This window comes from Pseudoxanthomonas sacheonensis (assembly GCF_031455975.1).
GTDB lineage: Bacteria > Pseudomonadota > Gammaproteobacteria > Xanthomonadales > Xanthomonadaceae > Pseudoxanthomonas_A > Pseudoxanthomonas_A sacheonensis_A.
On the sequence record NZ_JAVDTT010000002.1, the window covers coordinates 1,059,595 to 1,076,315 of the forward strand.

At 64.9% G+C, this 16,721-nt stretch carries 12 protein-coding genes and 1 tRNA gene; 12 read left to right on the forward strand and 1 reads right to left on the reverse strand.

Annotation, left to right across the window (positions count from 1 at the left end; genetic code table 11):
- The first annotated feature begins 74 nt into the window (after window positions 1-74).
- The 4 genes from rpoD (at window position 75) to J2W94_RS11930 (ending at window position 5,725) form a co-directional block, all read left to right on the forward strand.
- Complete coding sequence (gene rpoD, locus J2W94_RS11915; RefSeq protein ID WP_310093504.1) at window positions 75-1,922, forward strand: RNA polymerase sigma factor RpoD; 1,848 nt, start codon at window positions 75-77, stop codon at window positions 1,920-1,922.
- Window positions 1,923-2,105: 183 nt separating this feature from the next.
- Window positions 2,106-3,641 carry a glucan biosynthesis protein gene (locus J2W94_RS11920; protein WP_310093506.1) on the forward strand — a complete coding sequence of 512 codons (1,536 nt, stop codon included), beginning with the start codon at window positions 2,106-2,108 and terminating at the stop codon, window positions 3,639-3,641.
- Window positions 3,642-3,646: 5 nt separating this feature from the next.
- Window positions 3,647-5,572, forward strand: a complete 1,926-nt coding sequence (mdoH, locus tag J2W94_RS11925; RefSeq protein ID WP_310093739.1) for a glucans biosynthesis glucosyltransferase MdoH — start codon at window positions 3,647-3,649, stop codon at window positions 5,570-5,572.
- A 77-nt stretch (window positions 5,573-5,649) separates the two neighbouring features.
- Window positions 5,650-5,725, forward strand: a tRNA-Ile gene (locus J2W94_RS11930).
- Between the two features lie 492 nt (window positions 5,726-6,217).
- Here the strand turns inward: J2W94_RS11930 and J2W94_RS11935 are convergent.
- On the reverse strand, window positions 6,218-6,925 hold the full coding sequence (locus J2W94_RS11935; protein WP_310093508.1) for an AraC family transcriptional regulator: 708 nt from the start codon (window positions 6,923-6,925) through the stop codon (window positions 6,218-6,220).
- Between the two features lie 565 nt (window positions 6,926-7,490).
- Between J2W94_RS11935 and J2W94_RS11940 the strand changes: the two genes are divergently transcribed.
- The 8 genes from J2W94_RS11940 (at window position 7,491) to J2W94_RS11975 (ending at window position 16,666) form a co-directional block, all read left to right on the forward strand.
- Window positions 7,491-8,447, forward strand: a complete 957-nt coding sequence (locus tag J2W94_RS11940; protein ID WP_310093510.1) for a 4-hydroxyproline epimerase — start codon at window positions 7,491-7,493, stop codon at window positions 8,445-8,447.
- On the forward strand, window positions 8,444-9,544 hold the full coding sequence (locus J2W94_RS11945) for an NAD(P)/FAD-dependent oxidoreductase (protein ID WP_310093512.1): 1,101 nt from the start codon (window positions 8,444-8,446) through the stop codon (window positions 9,542-9,544). The genes J2W94_RS11940 and J2W94_RS11945 overlap by 4 nt, the downstream gene beginning before the upstream one ends.
- Complete coding sequence (locus J2W94_RS11950) at window positions 9,541-9,792, forward strand: (2Fe-2S)-binding protein (RefSeq protein ID WP_310093514.1); 252 nt, start codon at window positions 9,541-9,543, stop codon at window positions 9,790-9,792. The genes J2W94_RS11945 and J2W94_RS11950 overlap by 4 nt, the downstream gene beginning before the upstream one ends.
- On the forward strand, window positions 9,785-11,095 hold the full coding sequence (locus tag J2W94_RS11955; protein WP_310093517.1) for an FAD-dependent oxidoreductase: 1,311 nt from the start codon (window positions 9,785-9,787) through the stop codon (window positions 11,093-11,095). The genes J2W94_RS11950 and J2W94_RS11955 overlap by 8 nt, the downstream gene beginning before the upstream one ends.
- Entirely contained in the window at window positions 11,092-11,997 is a 906-nt protein-coding gene (locus J2W94_RS11960; RefSeq protein ID WP_310093519.1) for a dihydrodipicolinate synthase family protein, read from the forward strand. Before J2W94_RS11955 ends, J2W94_RS11960 begins: the two co-directional genes overlap by 4 nt.
- 1 nt (window position 11,998) lies before the next feature.
- A complete protein-coding gene (locus J2W94_RS11965; protein WP_310093521.1) occupies window positions 11,999-13,597 on the forward strand; it encodes an aldehyde dehydrogenase family protein in 1,599 nt (532 codons plus the stop codon).
- Window positions 13,594-14,802 carry a M24 family metallopeptidase gene (locus J2W94_RS11970; RefSeq protein ID WP_310093524.1) on the forward strand — a complete coding sequence of 403 codons (1,209 nt, stop codon included), beginning with the start codon at window positions 13,594-13,596 and terminating at the stop codon, window positions 14,800-14,802. The genes J2W94_RS11965 and J2W94_RS11970 overlap by 4 nt, the downstream gene beginning before the upstream one ends.
- A 94-nt stretch (window positions 14,803-14,896) precedes the next feature.
- Entirely contained in the window at window positions 14,897-16,666 is a 1,770-nt protein-coding gene (locus tag J2W94_RS11975) for a DUF885 domain-containing protein (RefSeq protein WP_430540589.1), read from the forward strand.
- The last annotated feature ends 55 nt before the right edge of the window (window positions 16,667-16,721 follow it).

Consider the following 16,721-nt stretch of genomic DNA (forward strand, 5'->3'; position numbering starts at 1 on the left):
CGCGGGCCAAATCCCCAGCGGCGCGGTATAATGCTGGGTTCCCCATTCTCCTATTGCCGGTGGCGCAAGCACTGATGGCCAACGAACGTCCTGCCCAACAATCCGATATCAAGCTGCTGATCAGCAAGGGCCTGGAACAGGGCTACCTGACCTTTGCCGAAGTCAACGACCACCTGCCCGACGACATCGTCGATGCCGAGCAGATCGAAGACATCATCGGCATGATCAATGGCATGGGTATCGAGGTGCACGAAGTCGCACCCGATGCCGAAACGCTGCTGCTCGCCGGCAACAGCACGGGCAACCGTGAAGTCGACGACACCGCCGCCGAAGAAGCCGCGGCCGCGCTGACCCTCGATACCGAAGGCGGCCGCACCACCGACCCCGTGCGCATGTACATGCGCGAGATGGGTACGGTCGAATTGCTGACCCGCGAAGGCGAAATCGCCATCGCCAAGCGCATCGAAGAAGGCCTCGGCCAGGTGCAGGCTTCGCTGGGCAGCTTCCCGTGGTCGATCGAACTGCTGCTGGAAGATTACGAAACCCACAAGGCCGGCAAGAAGCGCCTGGCCGAGATCGTGGTCGGCTTCAACGACCTGATCGAGGAAGTGCCCGAGCCGGTGGTGGTCGTGGCCGACGATGCCGAAACCGAGGACGACGAGGAAGAACCCGCCGTCGAGGAAGAGGCCGAGGAAGCCGGCCCGACCGGTCCGGATCCGGAAGAAGTCGCGCGCCGCATGCTGGCCCTGTCCGACCTCTACGGCAAGTTCAAGAAGTCCTACGCCAAGAGCGGCGCCGACAACAAGGCCGCGGTCAAACTGCGCGCCGAGATGGCGGAAGTCTTCGTCACCCTCAAGCTGCCGCTGGCGCTGACCGACACGCTGGTGCGCAAGCTGCGCGAAGTGGTGCAGCAGATCAAGGACCACGAGCGTCGCGTGCTGCATCTGTCGACCAATTCGGCCAAGATGCCGCGCAAGGATTTCATCCGCGCCTGGGAAGGCAACCAGACCAATCTGGGCTGGGTGGACGAAGTGCTGAAGCGCAAGCAGAAGTGGTCTTCGGCGCTGCGTGATGTGCGCGAGCAGATCATCGCCGAGCAGGAAGCCACCATCGCCATCGAACACGCGATGCACCTGAACCTGATCGACATCAAGGAGATCAGCCGCGCGATGGCCTACGGCGAAGCCAAGGCGCGCAAGGCCAAGAAGGAAATGGTCGAGGCCAACCTGCGCCTGGTCATCTCCATCGCCAAGAAGTACACCAACCGCGGCCTGCAGTTCCTCGATCTGATCCAGGAAGGCAACATCGGCCTGATGAAGGCGGTGGACAAATTCGAATACCGTCGCGGCTACAAGTTCTCCACCTACGCCACCTGGTGGATCCGCCAGGCCATCACGCGTTCGATCGCCGACCAGGCGCGCACCATCCGTATCCCGGTGCACATGATCGAGACGATCAACAAGTTGAACCGCATTTCCCGCCAGATGCTCCAGCAGTACGGTCGCGAGGCCACGCCGGAAGAACTGGCCAAGGAAATGGACATGCCCGAGGACAAGATCCGCAAGGTGATGAAGATCGCGAAGGAACCGATCTCCATGGAAACCCCGATCGGCGACGACGAGGATTCGCACCTGGGCGACTTCATCGAGGACACCAACGTGGAGTCCCCGATCGAGAACACGGTCAACATCAACCTGTCGGAAACGGTCCGCGACGTGCTCGCCGGCCTGACCCCGCGGGAAGCCAAGGTGCTGCGCATGCGCTTCGGCATCGATATGAATACCGACCACACCCTAGAGGAAGTCGGCAAGCAGTTCGACGTCACCCGCGAGCGCATCCGCCAGATAGAGGCCAAGGCGTTGCGCAAGCTGCGTCATCCCAGCCGTTCGGAACAGCTGCGTAGCTTCCTCGATATCGAGTAAGCGGCACCTGCCGACGCCTTCCGGGCATCGACGCGAAACCAGGAGCCCCGCCAGTGCGGGGCTTCTTCGTTATAGGGTCCGCAGAACAGGTCCGGCTTCAGCCCCAGGATCATGTCTTGGCGCTAACGCGGGCATGCCTACAATGCGGCGGCTTCCCCCAGCCCTGATTCGCGAGGAATAACGGTGCGCAGACGAGAATTGATCCTGGGCGGCCTGTCGTTGCCGCTGGCGACGATAGCCGGCAGCGGCTTGCTGTCGCCGCTGACGGCATTGGCCGCGGACAGCGGCACCGCATTCAACGACGATAGCGTGCCGGCCATGGCGCGGCAGTTGGCCGCCGCCCCTTTCCGCAAACCGCCCGCCGACCTGCCCCAGTGGTTGCAGGACATGGGTTACGACGAATACCGGGATATCCGCTTCAACCCGGCGCATGCGTTGTGGCGCAAGCAAGGCCTGCCGTTCCAGGCGGAGTTCTTCCATCGTGGCTTCCTGTTCAAGGACCGGGTACAAGTCTTCACCGTCGCCGCCGGACGCGCCAGGCAGGTGGATTATTCCCCCGACCTTTTCACTTTCCGCGCCTCCGCGGTGCGCGGCCGCGCCGGAGCCGACCTGGGATTCGCAGGCATGCGCCTGCACGGGAAGATCAATCGTCCCGACTACTTCGATGAAATCGGCGCTTTCCTCGGCGCCAGTTATTTCCGCGCAGTGGCCAAGGGTCAGGCCTATGGCCTGTCCGCGCGTGGCCTGGCATTGAACACGGTGCGGCCCGAAGGCGAGGAATTCCCGGTGTTCCGGGCGTTCTGGATAGAAACCCCGGCGCCCGATGCCAGCGCGGTCGTCGTGCATGCGTTGATGGATAGCCCCAGCGTGTCCGGCGCGTTTCGTTTCGTGGTCAAGGCCGGAGTCGAAACCGTCTTCGACGTGCAGGCGCGGCTGTATCCGCGCGTGGAACTGAGCTATGCGGGCATTGCGCCGTTGACCAGCATGTACGAGTTCGGCGCCAGCGATCGCGTGGGTGTGGACGATTACCGTCCTGCGGTGCACGACTCCGACGGGTTGGCGTTGTGGACCGGCGCGGACGAACAGATCTGGCGGCCCCTGAGCAATCCGGCTACCGTGCAGGACAGCGGTTTCCAGGACACGACGCCGCGCGGTTTCGGCCTGATGCAACGCCAGCGCGATTTCTCCGATTACGCCGACAGCGAAGCGCATTACGAAAAGCGTCCGAGCCTGTGGGTGGAACCGGTCGGCGACTGGGGCAAGGGCGCCGTGCACTTGATCGAGATTCCCACCGGAGACGAATACCACGACAACATCGTCGCCTTCTGGCGTCCTGCCGCGCCGTTGGCCGCAGGGCGCGAGCATCGCTTCGACTATCGCCTGCACTGGTGCAACGAGCACAACTGGAAACGCGAATTGGCCACCATCGCCGACACCATGATCGGCGCGGCGCCGCAACAAGGCCGACGAAGGGTGATCATCGATTTCAAGGGCGATGCGCTCAAAGGCTTGGGCGAGGAAGCGGGCATCAAGCCGGACGTGTGGTCCGGCGCAGGCAAAGTGCTCAATGCCGTCGCCCATCCGGTGGAAGCGACGGGCGGCTGGCGTATCGGATTCGAACTGGATCCGGCAGGCGCGCAAGCGGCGGAACTGCACGCGCGGCTGGTCCAGGGCACGCAACCGGTCTCGGAAACGTGGCTTTACCGTTGGACGGCGTAGACGTGATGCAGGCGCAGCCGACCTCTCCTGCCGACTGCGAATCGCTGCCGATGCCATCGCCGATGGAGATGCCGGTGCAATCGCTGCGCACCGGAGCACTGGATCCGCGCGCGTTGCCCAGTGCGCCCCGTGGAATGTTTTGGCGCCGCGCGTACATTCTGGGCGGCACGGGCGCGCTGACCGCTCTGGCGACCTATCAGATGTGGCGAGTGCTGCGCGTCGAAGGGTTGACCGTGTTGGAGGGCGTGCTGCTTGCGCTGTTCGTGGCCTTGTTCGCCTGGATCGCGCAGTCGTTTCTGGGTGCGCTCGCCGGATTCGTGCTGGTGCTGTCGCGCAACGGAGGGCAGCGGCTGGGAATAGACCCCGCTGCGCCGTTGCCATCGTTACCGCCATCGGCACGCACGGCCTTGCTGATGCCGGCGTACAACGAAGATCCGCACCGACTGATGGCGGGTCTGCAGGCCATCTACGAATCGTTACGCGATACCGGGCAGCTGGACCGCTTCGACTTCTTCGTGCTCAGCGATACCACCCGTGCGGAAACCGCCGAAGCCGAAGTCGCCGAATTCCACGCGCTGCATGCGCGCCTCGGCAACCCGACGAATCTTTACTATCGGCGTCGCACCGACAACATCGAACGCAAGGCCGGCAACATCGCCGAATGGTTGAGGCGTTTTGGTGGCGCCTATCCGTACATGCTGATCCTGGACGCCGACAGTCTTATGACCGGCGACACCATCGTCAGGCTGGCGGCGGCCATCGATCAGCACGCGGATGTCGGCCTGATCCAATCGCTGCCGGCGATCGTCAACGGCACCAGCCTATTCGCGCGCATGCAGCAATTTTCAGGCCGCGTCTACGGTCCGATCATCGCCCAGGGCGTGGCTTGGTGGCATGGCGCAGAGAGCAACTATTGGGGACACAACGCCATCATCCGTACCAAAGCATTCGCCGAACAGGCGGGATTGCCGCAACTGCCCGGCAGCAAGCCTTTCGGTGGCCATGTGCTGAGCCATGATTTCGTCGAAGCGGCGCTGATCCGCCGCGGCGGCTGGGCCTTGCACATGGTTCCCGCGCTGCATGGCAGCTACGAAGAAGGGCCGCCTTCGCTCACCGATTTGCTGGTGCGCGACCGCCGCTGGTGCCAGGGCAACCTGCAGCATGCCGCCGTGTTGCCGACGCGTGGCCTGCATTGGGTGAGCCGCTGGCATTTCCTGATCGGCATCGGCCACTACTTCACCGCGCCGATGTGGGCGATGCTGCTGTTGGTCGGCATCGCGATCCCGTTCGAGCATATCGGTTTGGCTTCCGAGGGCGGCTTGCGTGCCGCGCTTTCCCCGGCGGCTTATTGGAGGTCTCTCGATCCGGAACGGATCCTCTGGCTGTTCGCCGCCAGCATGGCCGCGTTGTTCGCCCCCAAGATCCTGGGCTACCTGGCCATGCTGGTGAATCCTGCGGAACGCCGCGGCTGCGGCGGCGCGCTGCGCGCGCTGCTGAGCGTATTGATCGAAAGCGTGCTTGCGGCGCTGATGGCTCCGATCGTGATGTACGTGCAGTCGCGCGGTGTGGCCGAAGTGCTCGCCGGCAAGGATTCGGGATGGGAATCGCAGCGTCGTGACGATGGCAGTCTGCCTTTGTCGGGACTGTTGAAGAGCTATGGTGGTCTGAGTTTCTTCGGGTTGCTTATCGGCATGTTGGCGCTGTTCGCTTCGCCTTCGTTGGCGGCCTGGATGGCGCCGGTGACCCTGGGGATGGTGCTGGCCGTCCCCCTCGTGGCCCTGACCTCGGCCCGCGGCCCCGGGCAGTGGCTGCGCAGGGCGAAACTGCTCAGCATCCCGGAAGAGACCGACCCGCCTCCCATCCTCAAGCGCGCCACCGCGCTGCGCCGGCGGCCGGTATTGCCGGCGCAGGACAACGTACCGGCGGCATAGGGCCCGCCGATCAATCGCGGTCAGCCGACGAAAAGTGCTTGGCCGCGAACCGGCCAGTTACAATTGCCGTCTGCGACGGGCCCATAGCTCAATGGTTAGAGCAGAGGACTCATAATCCTTTGGTTCCAGGTTCGAGTCCTGGTGGGCCCACCAACCAGTCCGGGTTTCTTTGGAATTTGTTGGAGCAAGCATAAGTTGGCCGTTTCGGCCAACTTTTACTAAAGGAAAACTCGGCTTGCTTGCAGGTCGGAGGCAACTGCGCTGTCCGATGAAGTTTGTCGCCTGTCCGACAGTCCCTTGCCGAATTCGATAGTTGCGGGCGATAGGAAAATGTCGCTTCGATCGGGCAAGGTGGCCGTCGACCTCCGAAGTAGAGTTAGAGGTTTGCTACCAGACGTCGCTTGCTGGCCGCCGATGGTTCGCCGGTAGCATTCAGCGAGCCGAAGTCAGCCTTTGTAGCGCCTGCCACCTTGGCGACTCGCCCCCTGTGAAATATGTACGTTTCGCCTCGCGCGCACGGTCATAGATAGTGTTTTTCGCGCGAACTGTCTGCATGATTCGCTCGCGATCAGCGCTTGAGTGGCACTCCGCGCTTCCAGGCGAACGATTTGCTTCGCTCTTGAAAGGGAGTCTGATCGGCGTCGCTCAGGGTTGTCTGGCAAGCGTGCGGAAATCGCGCGGCGTCATGCCGACGGTGGCTTTGAATTGGCGAGCGAACGCGCTCTGGTCGGCGAAACCGCAGAGCTGACCGATCGCCGCGATGCTCTTGTCGTCCTGCAACAGACGCATCGCCGATTCGATGCGCATCTTGGTCAGCAACTGCTGCGGTGTTAGTTGGAAAACTCGCCGAAAGTGGCGCTCCAGCTGCGCCACCGACACACCGGCCAGATCGGCCAGCGTCTTTATGCGCAGGTTCTCGCCGTGGTGCGCCTGCATGTACTTCAGCGCGCGGTTGAGTCGCTCGTACGCCGAATGCCGACTGTCGGGCTGGCCCAGATCGCGCGAAATTCCGACCACGCCGACCACTTCGTTCTGGTGGCACAGCGGCCGTTTGAAAGTCAGGCACCAGCCGGGAGTACGGTTGGGAAACAAGTGCACTTCGAGCTGGTTCTCTATCACCTCGCCATGCAGCACGCGGCGATCCTGCATCAGATAGTTGCCGCCCAGCGGCAGCGGGAAGACTTCCACCGTCGATTTCCCGATCACTTCGCTGCGGTGCTTGCGGCCCAGGCGCTGCACCAGGGTCAGATTGAGGTGGGTGTAGCGGCTCTCGTTGTCCTTGACGAAGAAAACCACGTCCGGCAACGCATCGAACAGGACTTGCATCTCGTCGGCGGAAATCATGGTGTCCATCGGTCGGGTCTCCTGCGGGAATCTGCGGCCTTCCGTCGCTTGCCGCATCGGTCCAAGTCGCGATCTCGATGCGCTGGATAGCGGATGACGCACGGCGCCATCGGGGCAATGGTCCGGAACGGAATACCGTTCTTAGTTAGCACAACGGCTGCATCGGGTATAGGAGCATACGGGGCAGCCCGCCGTCCGCATGTCTGCCGTCTTCCGCAGTGCCGGTTGGCGATGGCGTAGCGCATTGCGGTCGCGCGAGCCGGAGATGAACCGGGGACTGTATCGGCGGTCGCCGCATGTTTGGGCGCCGTTTGGGAGGTCGTGCATGGCGGAACCCTCTGCCATATGGGCCGGAAAACGCCTACGATTCCGCTGTTTGGCACGTGATATGGGCATGGCCCGCGCTTCATTCGGCGCTTCCCGCTAAGGCCGCGCTCCGCCAGCGATGGGGCGTCGCGGCAGGATTCAGCCGTTTCAGGACGGGCTTTTCGCAGTTAGGAATTATGCGGATTTCCGCATATGTTCGCGATAATCGTTGCTAGCCCGTGGCTGCGGCCGAATGTGAGCATGGCCCATGCTCAGCATTGACGTAATCGATTCGCACACCGGCGGTGAGCCCACTCGCGTGGTCGTCTCGGGATTCCCCGATCTCGGGGCCGGCACGTTGGCCGAACGCCGGCGCCGGTTCGCCGACGATTTCGACCATTGGCGCAGCGCAATCGCCTGCGAGCCGCGCGGTTCGGACACCATGGTCGGCGCGCTGTTGCTGCCAGCGGACGATCCGGAAGCCTGCACCGGCGTGATCTTCTTCAACAATGTCGGTTATCTCGGCATGTGCGGGCACGGCACCATCGGTGTGGTCCGCACGTTGGCCGAACTGGGCCGTATCGGGCCGGGCGCACATCGCATCGAGACGCCGGTGGGCACGGTCGGCGTGGAACTGCGCGAAGACGGGCAGGTATCGGTCGCCAACGTGGAAAGCTACCGCCATGCGGCCGGCGTTGTCGTCCAGGTGCCCGGTTACGGCGCGGTGCGCGGCGACATCGCCTGGGGCGGAAATTGGTTCTTCATCACCGATCAATCGCCGGTGCCGCTATTGCTCGAGCGGCAGCGTGAATTGACCGCCTACACCGAAGCGATCCGCCAAGCCCTGGAGGTCGCGGGCATCGCTGGCGCCGATGGAGGAGAGATCGATCATGTCGAGGTCAATGGCTCTTCGCCCTCACCAGACGCCGACGGCCGCAACTTCGTGCTGTGTCCCGGACTGGCCTACGACCGTTCGCCCTGCGGCACCGGCACCAGCGCCAAGCTCGCCTGCCTGGCCGCCGACGGCAAACTCGCCGAAGGGCGGGTGTGGCGGCAGGAAGGCATCCTCGGCAGCGTGTTCGAAGGCACCTACACGGCGACCGCGCGCGGGATAGCGCCACGCATCACCGGCCAGGCCTATATCACCGCTCGTTCGCGATTGCTGATCGAGGAGAACGACCCGTTCGCCTGGGGCATTCGCCCCGGAGAATCGGAACCGGAATGAAGGCTTACGACCTGGTCGTGATCGGTGCCGGCATCGTCGGCGCGGCCTGTGCCGAAGCGGCGGCCGGGGAAGGCCTGCGCGTGGCGATCGTCGAACCCGGCCCGATCGGAGGCGGCTCCACCGCCGCGGCGATGGGTCATCTGGTGGCGATGGACGACGATCCGGCCGAACTGGCGCTGTCGGCGTATTCGCTGCGTCTGTGGGATGCGTATTCCGATCTGGCCGAGGCCGAGTTCAGTCGCTGCGGCACCTTGTGGGTGGCGCGCGTGCCGGGCGAAATGAAAGGCGTGCCGGCCAAGGTCGCGCGTCTGGCGGCAGCGGGTCTGCGGGCGCGCATGGTTGACGCGCAGGAGTTGTACCGGCTCGAACCGCAGCTCGCGCCGGGCTTGGCCGGTGGCCTGCTGGCGCCGGCCGAAGCGGTGGTTTATCCGCCGCGGATGGCGCGATACCTGGTCGAACGCGCTTGCGCCCAAGGCGCGCATTTGTACGCCGGCCGGCGCGTGCTGGCGCTGACCGCCGATGGCGTGCGCCTAGACGATGGCGGCAACTTGTCCGGTCCGGCGCTGGTCGCCACCGGTTGCGCGCTGCCGGAGTTGCTGCCGGAATTGCCGATGCGGTCGCGCAAGGGTCAGTTGGTCATCACCGACCGTTATCCGGCGCAGGTACACCACCAATTGCTGGAACTGGGCTACGCCGACAGCGCGCACGGCGCTGCAGGCAGCAGCGTGGCGTTCAACGTGCAACCGCGCCCGACGGGACAGCTGCTGATCGGTTCTTCGCGCGAATTCGACGCAACCGACCGCAACGTCTCCGGTGCGCTGCTGCAGCGCATGCTGGAACGCGCCTTCGAATTCCTGCCGGTACTGCGCGATCTGCGGGCGATCCGGGTCTGGACCGGTCTACGCCCCGCCACGCCCGATGGCCGGCCCTACTTGGGTGCTGCACCGGAGCGTCGCGATGTCTGGGTGGCCGCCGGCCATGAAGGTCTGGGCGTAACTACCGCGCTGGGCAGCGCGCGCCTGCTGATGGATCTGATCCTCGGCCGCACCGCGGCTATCGATTCCGCTCCCTACGCGCCGGCGAGAGTGACGGCATGAGCGGTTCGGCGATCATCCGCCTGCAGGTCGACGGGCAAGCGATCGAGGTGCGCCGCGGCAGCAATGTGGCCGCCGCCATCGCCCAGGTGACGCCGTATTTCCGCCGTTCTCCCAGCGGCCAGCCGCGCGCGCCTTTGTGCGGCATGGGCGTGTGTTTCGAATGCCGAGTCGCTATCGACGGAGTGGGACAGCTGCGCGCCTGCATGATTCCGGCGCGCGAAGGCATGCAGGTGCGCACCGGTGGCTGAGCGCGCGCACGAACACTATGACGTGTTGATCGCCGGCGCCGGCCCTGCCGGTCTTGCCGCGGCGCGCACGGCGGCCAGCCATGGCGCGCGGGTGTGCTTGATCGATGCGCAGGTGCAGCCCGGTGGCCAGGTATGGCGTCATGACATCGCCTCGCCGCTGCCGCGCGCCGCGCGAAGGGTAATCGATTCGTTGTCGAACAGAATCGATTTCCTGGCGCAGACCCAGGTGCTGATGGCGCAGGAGCGAAGCCTGCTGGTCGATGGTCCGCAGGGCGCGCGCCGGCTTTCTTACGGCGCATTGGTGCTCGCCACCGGAGCGCGCGAATTGTTGTTGCCGTTCCCCGGCTGGACCCTGCCGGGTGTGACTGGCGCCGGCGGCGCGCAAGCGCTGGCCAAGCAGGGCTGGCCGATGACCGGCAAGCGCGTACTGGTCGCCGGCAGCGGGCCGTTGCTGCTGGCGGCGGCGGCGACCTTGCGCGCGCATGGCGCACGCGTGCTTGGGATTCTCGAACAAGCATCGCAAGGTGCGGTGCTGGGCTTCGCCGCAAGCCTAGTGCGCTGGCCGGGCAAGGCCGCGCAGGCGCTGGCGCTGCGCGCCCGCCTGCTTGGAATTCCTTACCGCACCGGGACCTTGGTGCGCGCCGCATTGGGCGAAGATCGGCTGCGCACGGTGGAAATAGAAGGCCCTCGCGGGGTTGAGCGGATCGAATGCGATCACTTGGCGGTGGGCTATGGCCTGGTGCCGAACGTGGAGTTGGCGCAGCTGTTGGGCTGCCAGCTGCTGCGCACCGGTGCGCACGCGCAGGTGGCGGTCGACGAATCGCTGCGCACCAGCGTCGAACACGTCTATGCGGCGGGCGAAGTCTGCGGCATTGGCGGTCGCGATACCGCTCTGATCGAAGGCGAGATGGCCGGCCATCATGCGGTCGGCGCCAGCGTCGCTGCCGCCGCGCTGCAATCGCACCGCCGGCATGCGCGCGCTTTCGCCGAACGGCTGCGACAGAGCTTCGCCCTGCGGCCGCGCGTGCATGCGCTGGCCGTTGAGGAAACGCTGATCTGCCGCTGCGAAGACGTACCGCTATCGGCGCTGCAGGGCTTCACCAGCCTGCGCGAAGCCAAGCTCGCCACGCGTTGCGGTATGGGCGCATGCCAAGGCCGTATCTGCGGTACGGCGCTGGCGGAGTTGGGCGTGTTTCCCACAGGCGGCCACGACGATGACGGCCGCCGGCCACCACTGTTTCCCATACGGCTGGCAACGCTGGCCGAATCCTTTTCCATCGACTCGCAAGGTGTACATTCATGAGCAATGCTTCTTTCTGGCGCGGCGTCCTGCCGGCCATCACCACTCCGTTCACTGCCGACGGCCGGATCGATCACGCGTTCCTCGCCGATCACGCGCAGGCGCTGATCGATGCCGGCTGCACCGCCATCGTGCCCTTGGGTTCGCTGGGCGAAGCGGCCACGCTCAGCTTCGACGACAAGCTGGAAATCCTGAAGACGCTGGTGAAAGCGCTGGACGGCCGCGCGCCGGTGGTGCCGGGCATCGCCGCTCTTTCCACCGACGAGGCCGTGCGCCTGGCGAAGGCCGCCAAGGAGATCGGCGTAGGCGGCCTGATGGTATTGCCGCCGTACGTGTATTCCAGCGACTGGCGCGAGATGGGCGCGCACGTGCGCGCGGTGATCGCCGCCACCGACCTGCCCACGATTCTTTACAACAACCCGGTTGCCTACAAGACCGACTTCAACCCTGCGCAGATCGCTGAACTCGCCGCCGAATTCCCGAACCTGCAGGCGGTCAAGGAATCTTCAGCGGATGTGCGCCGCTTCGCCGCGATCCGCGAACTCACCGGCGATCGCCTGGCGCTGCTGGTGGGCATGGACGATGCCATCGTCGAAGGCCTCAGCATGGGCGCGGTAGGCTGGATCGCGGGCCTGGTCAACGCCTATCCGAAAGAATCGGTGCGGCTTTTCGAACTGGCGCGCGATGGCGGTTATCCGGCGGCCAAGGAACTCTACGACTGGTTCCTGCCGCTGCTGCGCCTGGATACCGTGCCGAAGTTCGTGCAGCTCATCAAGCTGGTGCAGGAAAAGGTCGACCTGGGCAGCGAACGCGTGCGTGCGCCGCGGCTGGTGCTGGAAGGCGCCGAGCGCGAAGAGGCCTTGAAGGTCATCGACCGCGCCATCGCAACCCATCCGTGGCGCTGAGATGAGCGCCGCCACCGAACCGTTGTTGATCGCGGGCCAGTGGCAGCCGGCGCGGGAGTCGCTTGGTGCTTTCCGCGCAAGCGATCCTTCCACCGGCCAGGAGGTCGGTCCCTCGTTTCCGATCTGCGGCGCGGCCGACGTGGAAGCCGCGTTGGCCGCCGCAGTGACGGTGGCCGATGAACTCGCCGCTGCCGAACCGGAGCGGATCGCGGCCTTTCTCGACGCTTACGCCGACGCCATCGATGCCGATGGCGACACGCTGGTGACGCTGGCCAATACGGAAACCGCTTTGCCGGCGTCGACGCGCCTGCGCGGCAACGAATTGCCCCGCACCAGCGGCCAGTTGCGTCTGGCGGCCAAGGCCGTGCGCGGTTATGCCTGGACCCAGCCGGTCATCGATACCGGCGCCGGCCTGCGTTCGCATCTGGCGCCGCTGTCCAAGCCGGTGCTGATCTTCGGGCCGAACAATTTCCCGTTCGCCTTCAACGCCATCGCCGGCAGCGATTTCGCCTCGGCCATCGCCGCGCGCAATCCGGTGATCGCCAAGGCGCATCCCTCGCATCCGGCCACCAGCCAACGGCTGGCGCAACTAGCGCACACAGCGCTGCTAGGCGCCGGTCTGCCGGCGGCAGCGGTGCAGATGCTCTACCACTTCGACAATGCGTTGGGATTGGCGCTGGCCGGCGACGCGCGGCTGGGTGCGATCGGTTTCACCGGCAGTCGCGCTGGCGGACTTGCGTTGAAGGCCGCGGCGGATCGTGTCGGTGTGTTGTGTTACGCAGAATTGTCCAGCGTCAACCCGGTGTTCCTGTTGCCGGGCGCCCTGGCCGAGCGCAGCGAAGCGCTGGCGCAGGAATTCTTCGCTTCCTGCACGCTCGGCAGCGGCCAGTTCTGCACCAATCCCGGCATCGTGATCGTGCCGGAAGGCGCGGCAGGCGATGCCTTCGTCGCCGCAGTTAGCGCGCATTTCGCCGCAGCGCCGCCCAGCGTGCTGTTTTCGCAAGGCGTACTCGATCATCTGCAGCGCGGCGTAGGGACGCTGCGCGAAGCCGGCGCGCAGGTTCTGGCCGGCGGCGCTGCGGCCGAAGGTCCTGGCTACCGCTATTCGCCGACATTGTTGAAGGTGGATGCGGCGACTTTCCTGGCCAATCCGCGGGCCTTGCAGACCGAAGCCTTCGGGCCGGTCAGCCTGCTGGTGCGCGCGGCCGGAATCGAAGCAATGGCCGTGCTGGCCCGCGCGTTCGAAGGCAATCTAACCGGCACGCTCTATCGCGCCGCCGATGGCGACGACGACGCGGCTTGGATGACGATCGCCGCCGCATTGCGTCCGCGCGTGGGTCGGCTGATCGCCAGCAAAATGCCGACCGGCGTGGCGGTCAGTGCGGCGATGAACCATGGCGGTCCTTTCCCCAGCACCGGCCATCCGGGTTTCACCTCGGTCGGCATGCCGGCGGCGATCCGACGCTTCACCGCACTGCACAGCTACGATGGCGTACCCGATGCGCTGTTGCCGCTCGAGTTGCGCGATCGCAATCCCGGTCAGGTGCAGCGTCTGATCGACGACCGTTGGAGCATCGACGACGTGGAATGTGCGCCATGAGCGGCCCCGCGCAGATCGGCGGCCTGACGCGGGAGCAAGCGATGGTGCAGCTCGCGCCCTGGCCGGATCGTGCGCCGCCAATCCAGTCCGCCGAATATCAGCGGCGACTGGAACAGGCACGCGGTCTGTTGCGCGCGCAGAATGCGGACGCGCTGCTGATCGGTGCCGGCGCATCGCTGCGTTATTTCGCCGGCGTGCCCTGGGGCGCCAGCGAGCGGCTGGTGGCGATGCTGCTGACGCAGTCAGGCGATCCGTTCCTGATCTGCCCGGCGTTCGAGGAAGGCTCGCTCGATGCGGTTCTGAAGATTCCGGTCGAGAAGCGGTTGTGGGAAGAACATGAGGACCCTTACGCGCTGGTGGCGAAAACCATGCGCGAACAAGGCGCACGCACGCTTGCGCTCGATCCCGGCGCGGCTTTCGCGATTTCCGTCGGCCTGGGCGGCCTTCTCGGCGCAGCCAGCGTGGTCGATGCGAGCGCCATCGTCGATGGCTGCCGCATGCGCAAATCTCCGGCCGAACTGGCGCTGATGCAGCAGGCCTGCGACATGAGTCTGCACGTGCATCGCCTGGCTGCGGGACTGGCGCGCGAAGGCATCGGCACCGACGAGCTGGTGCGCTTCATCGACACCGCGCATCGTGCGCTCGGCGCCGACAACGGTTCCACCTTCTGCATCGTCCAGTTCGGCCATGCCACCGCTTTTCCGCACGGCATTCCCGGTGTACAGCATCTGCGCGAAGGCGAACTGGTGCTTATCGACACCGGCTGTACCGTACAAGGCTACCACTCCGACATCACCCGGACCTGGATCTTCGGCCGCGCCGATGCCGATCAGCAGCGGATATGGAACCTGGAGCAGGCCGCGCAACAGGCGGCGTTCGGCGCCGTGCGGCCCGGCGTTACCTGCGAATCGGTGGACCGCGCCGCACGCGATGTGCTCGAACGCGCTGGCCTGGGTCCGGACTACCGATTGCCGGGCTTGCCTCATCGCACCGGTCACGGTTGTGGTATGAGCATCCACGAAACGCCGTACCTGGTGCGCGGCAATACGACGCTGTTGGAGCCGGGTATGTGCTGCAGCAACGAGCCGATGATCGTCGTGCCGGGCCGTTTTGGTGTACGCCTGGAAGATCACTTCCATGTGACCGAAGACGGCGCGGCGTGGTTTACCCCGCCGTCGTCGGCGATCGACCGGCCATTCCTTTGACCTTGTGGTGCTTCCTGGAGCGCGTGCGATGAAGTCGATTCTCTCTCTGTTCACGCATCGCACTGATCGCGACGAAAACCAGCGGGGCATTCTCATGAACAGGCTCTTGATCGGCTTTGTCCTGCTCGCAGCCATGGCGATGGGCGGGAATGTCGCGGCCGCCGCATCCTCTGCGGCCCCAGCCGAGCGCTTCAAGACGCTGTACGAGCGCGAATGGGACTGGCGGCAAACGCAGTTCGCCGGCGCAGACGACGAAGACAGCGAGGGAAAGACGGCAGACCACTTGCCGAAAGTAGATCCCGCCACCCAGGCCGAGCGTACGCGCTACTGGCAGGACGTACTGCGGCAACTGGATGCCATTCCGGTTTCGGCGCTGCCAGAACAGGAACAGGTGAACTATCAGGTCTATCGCAACCAGATAGAAGTGCTGCTGGACCAGCAACGGTTCCATGCCTGGGAAATGCCGTTCAACAGCGATAGCGCCTTTTGGACCAATCTGGGATTCACGGCGCGCAAGCCGCTGCGCGATACCGAAAGCTATCGGTCCTACTTGGCGCAGCTGGCCGACGTTCCGCGCTATTTCGACGAACAGATCGACAACATGCGCGCCGGCCTGGTGCGCGGTTTCAGCGTGCCACAAGTGACGCTTAAAGGGCGCGATCAGTCCATCGCCGAAGTGATCGACGCCAAGGGCGAAGCCAACCTGTTCTACACCCCGTTCAAGCGGATGCCGTCCGTAATTTCCGCGACCGAACAGGCGCAATTGCGCGAACAAGCGTTGCAAACGATCGAAACCAAGGTGGTCCCTGCCTATTCCAAGCTGCTGGCCTTCATCCGCCAGGAATACACCCCGCAGGCGCGCACTAGCCTGGCGGCCCGATCCATGCCCGACGGCGAAGCCTATTACCAGGCGCAGATCCGCGAATTCACCACGCTGGACATGAGCCCGGACGAAATCCACGCGCTGGGGCTGAAGGAAGTGGCTCGATTGCGCGCGGAAATGGACGAGGTGATCGCGCAAGTCGGCTTCAAGGGCGACTTCGCCGATTTCCTGCATTACCTGCGCACCGATCCGAAGTTCTATCCGAAGACCGGCGAAGAGCTACTGATGCGCGCTGCCTGGATCGCCAAGCGCGTGGACGGAAAAATCGGCGAGTACGTCGGCCGTCTGCCGCGTCAGCGCTTCGCGATCGAGCCGGTGCCGCCCGACCTGGCGCCGTTCTACACCGGCGGTCGCGGCGGACCGACCACCTATCTGGTCAACACCTACAATCTGCCGTCGCGGCCGCTTTACAACCTCACCGCGCTGACCCTGCATGAATCCTCGCCCGGACATTCGCTGCAGATGTCGCTGGCCGCGGAGCAGGACGCGATGCCGGATTTCCGCCGCTACACCTATATCTCCGCGTACGGCGAAGGCTGGGCGCTGTATTCCGAATACCTGGGCATCGAAATGGGCATGTACGACACGCCCTACGACCGTTTCGGCTACCTGACCTATCAAATGTGGCGCGCGGCGCGGCTGGTGATCGACACCGGCGTGCACCACCTCGGCTGGAGCCGCGAACAGGCGCTGGCGTTCCTGCGCGACAACACCGCGTTGAGCGAGCACGAGGTCACCACCGAAGTGGACCGCTACATCGCCTGGCCCGGACAGGCGCTGTCCTATTACCTGGGCGAACTGACCATTCTGCGGCTGCGTGAAAAAGCCGAGCGGGCGCTTGGCGGCAAGTTCGACCTGCGCAACTTCCACGATGCGGTACTGGCCCAGGGTTCGGTGCCGTTGCCGGTGCTCGAACAGCGCATCGATCGCTTCATCGCCGAAGGCGGCAAGTCGCCCTGGCCGGAGAAGGACAAGAAATAGATTTCAGGCACACCGCATTTCCACCGCCAGGACGGCCTAACCGAGAGAGAACGCT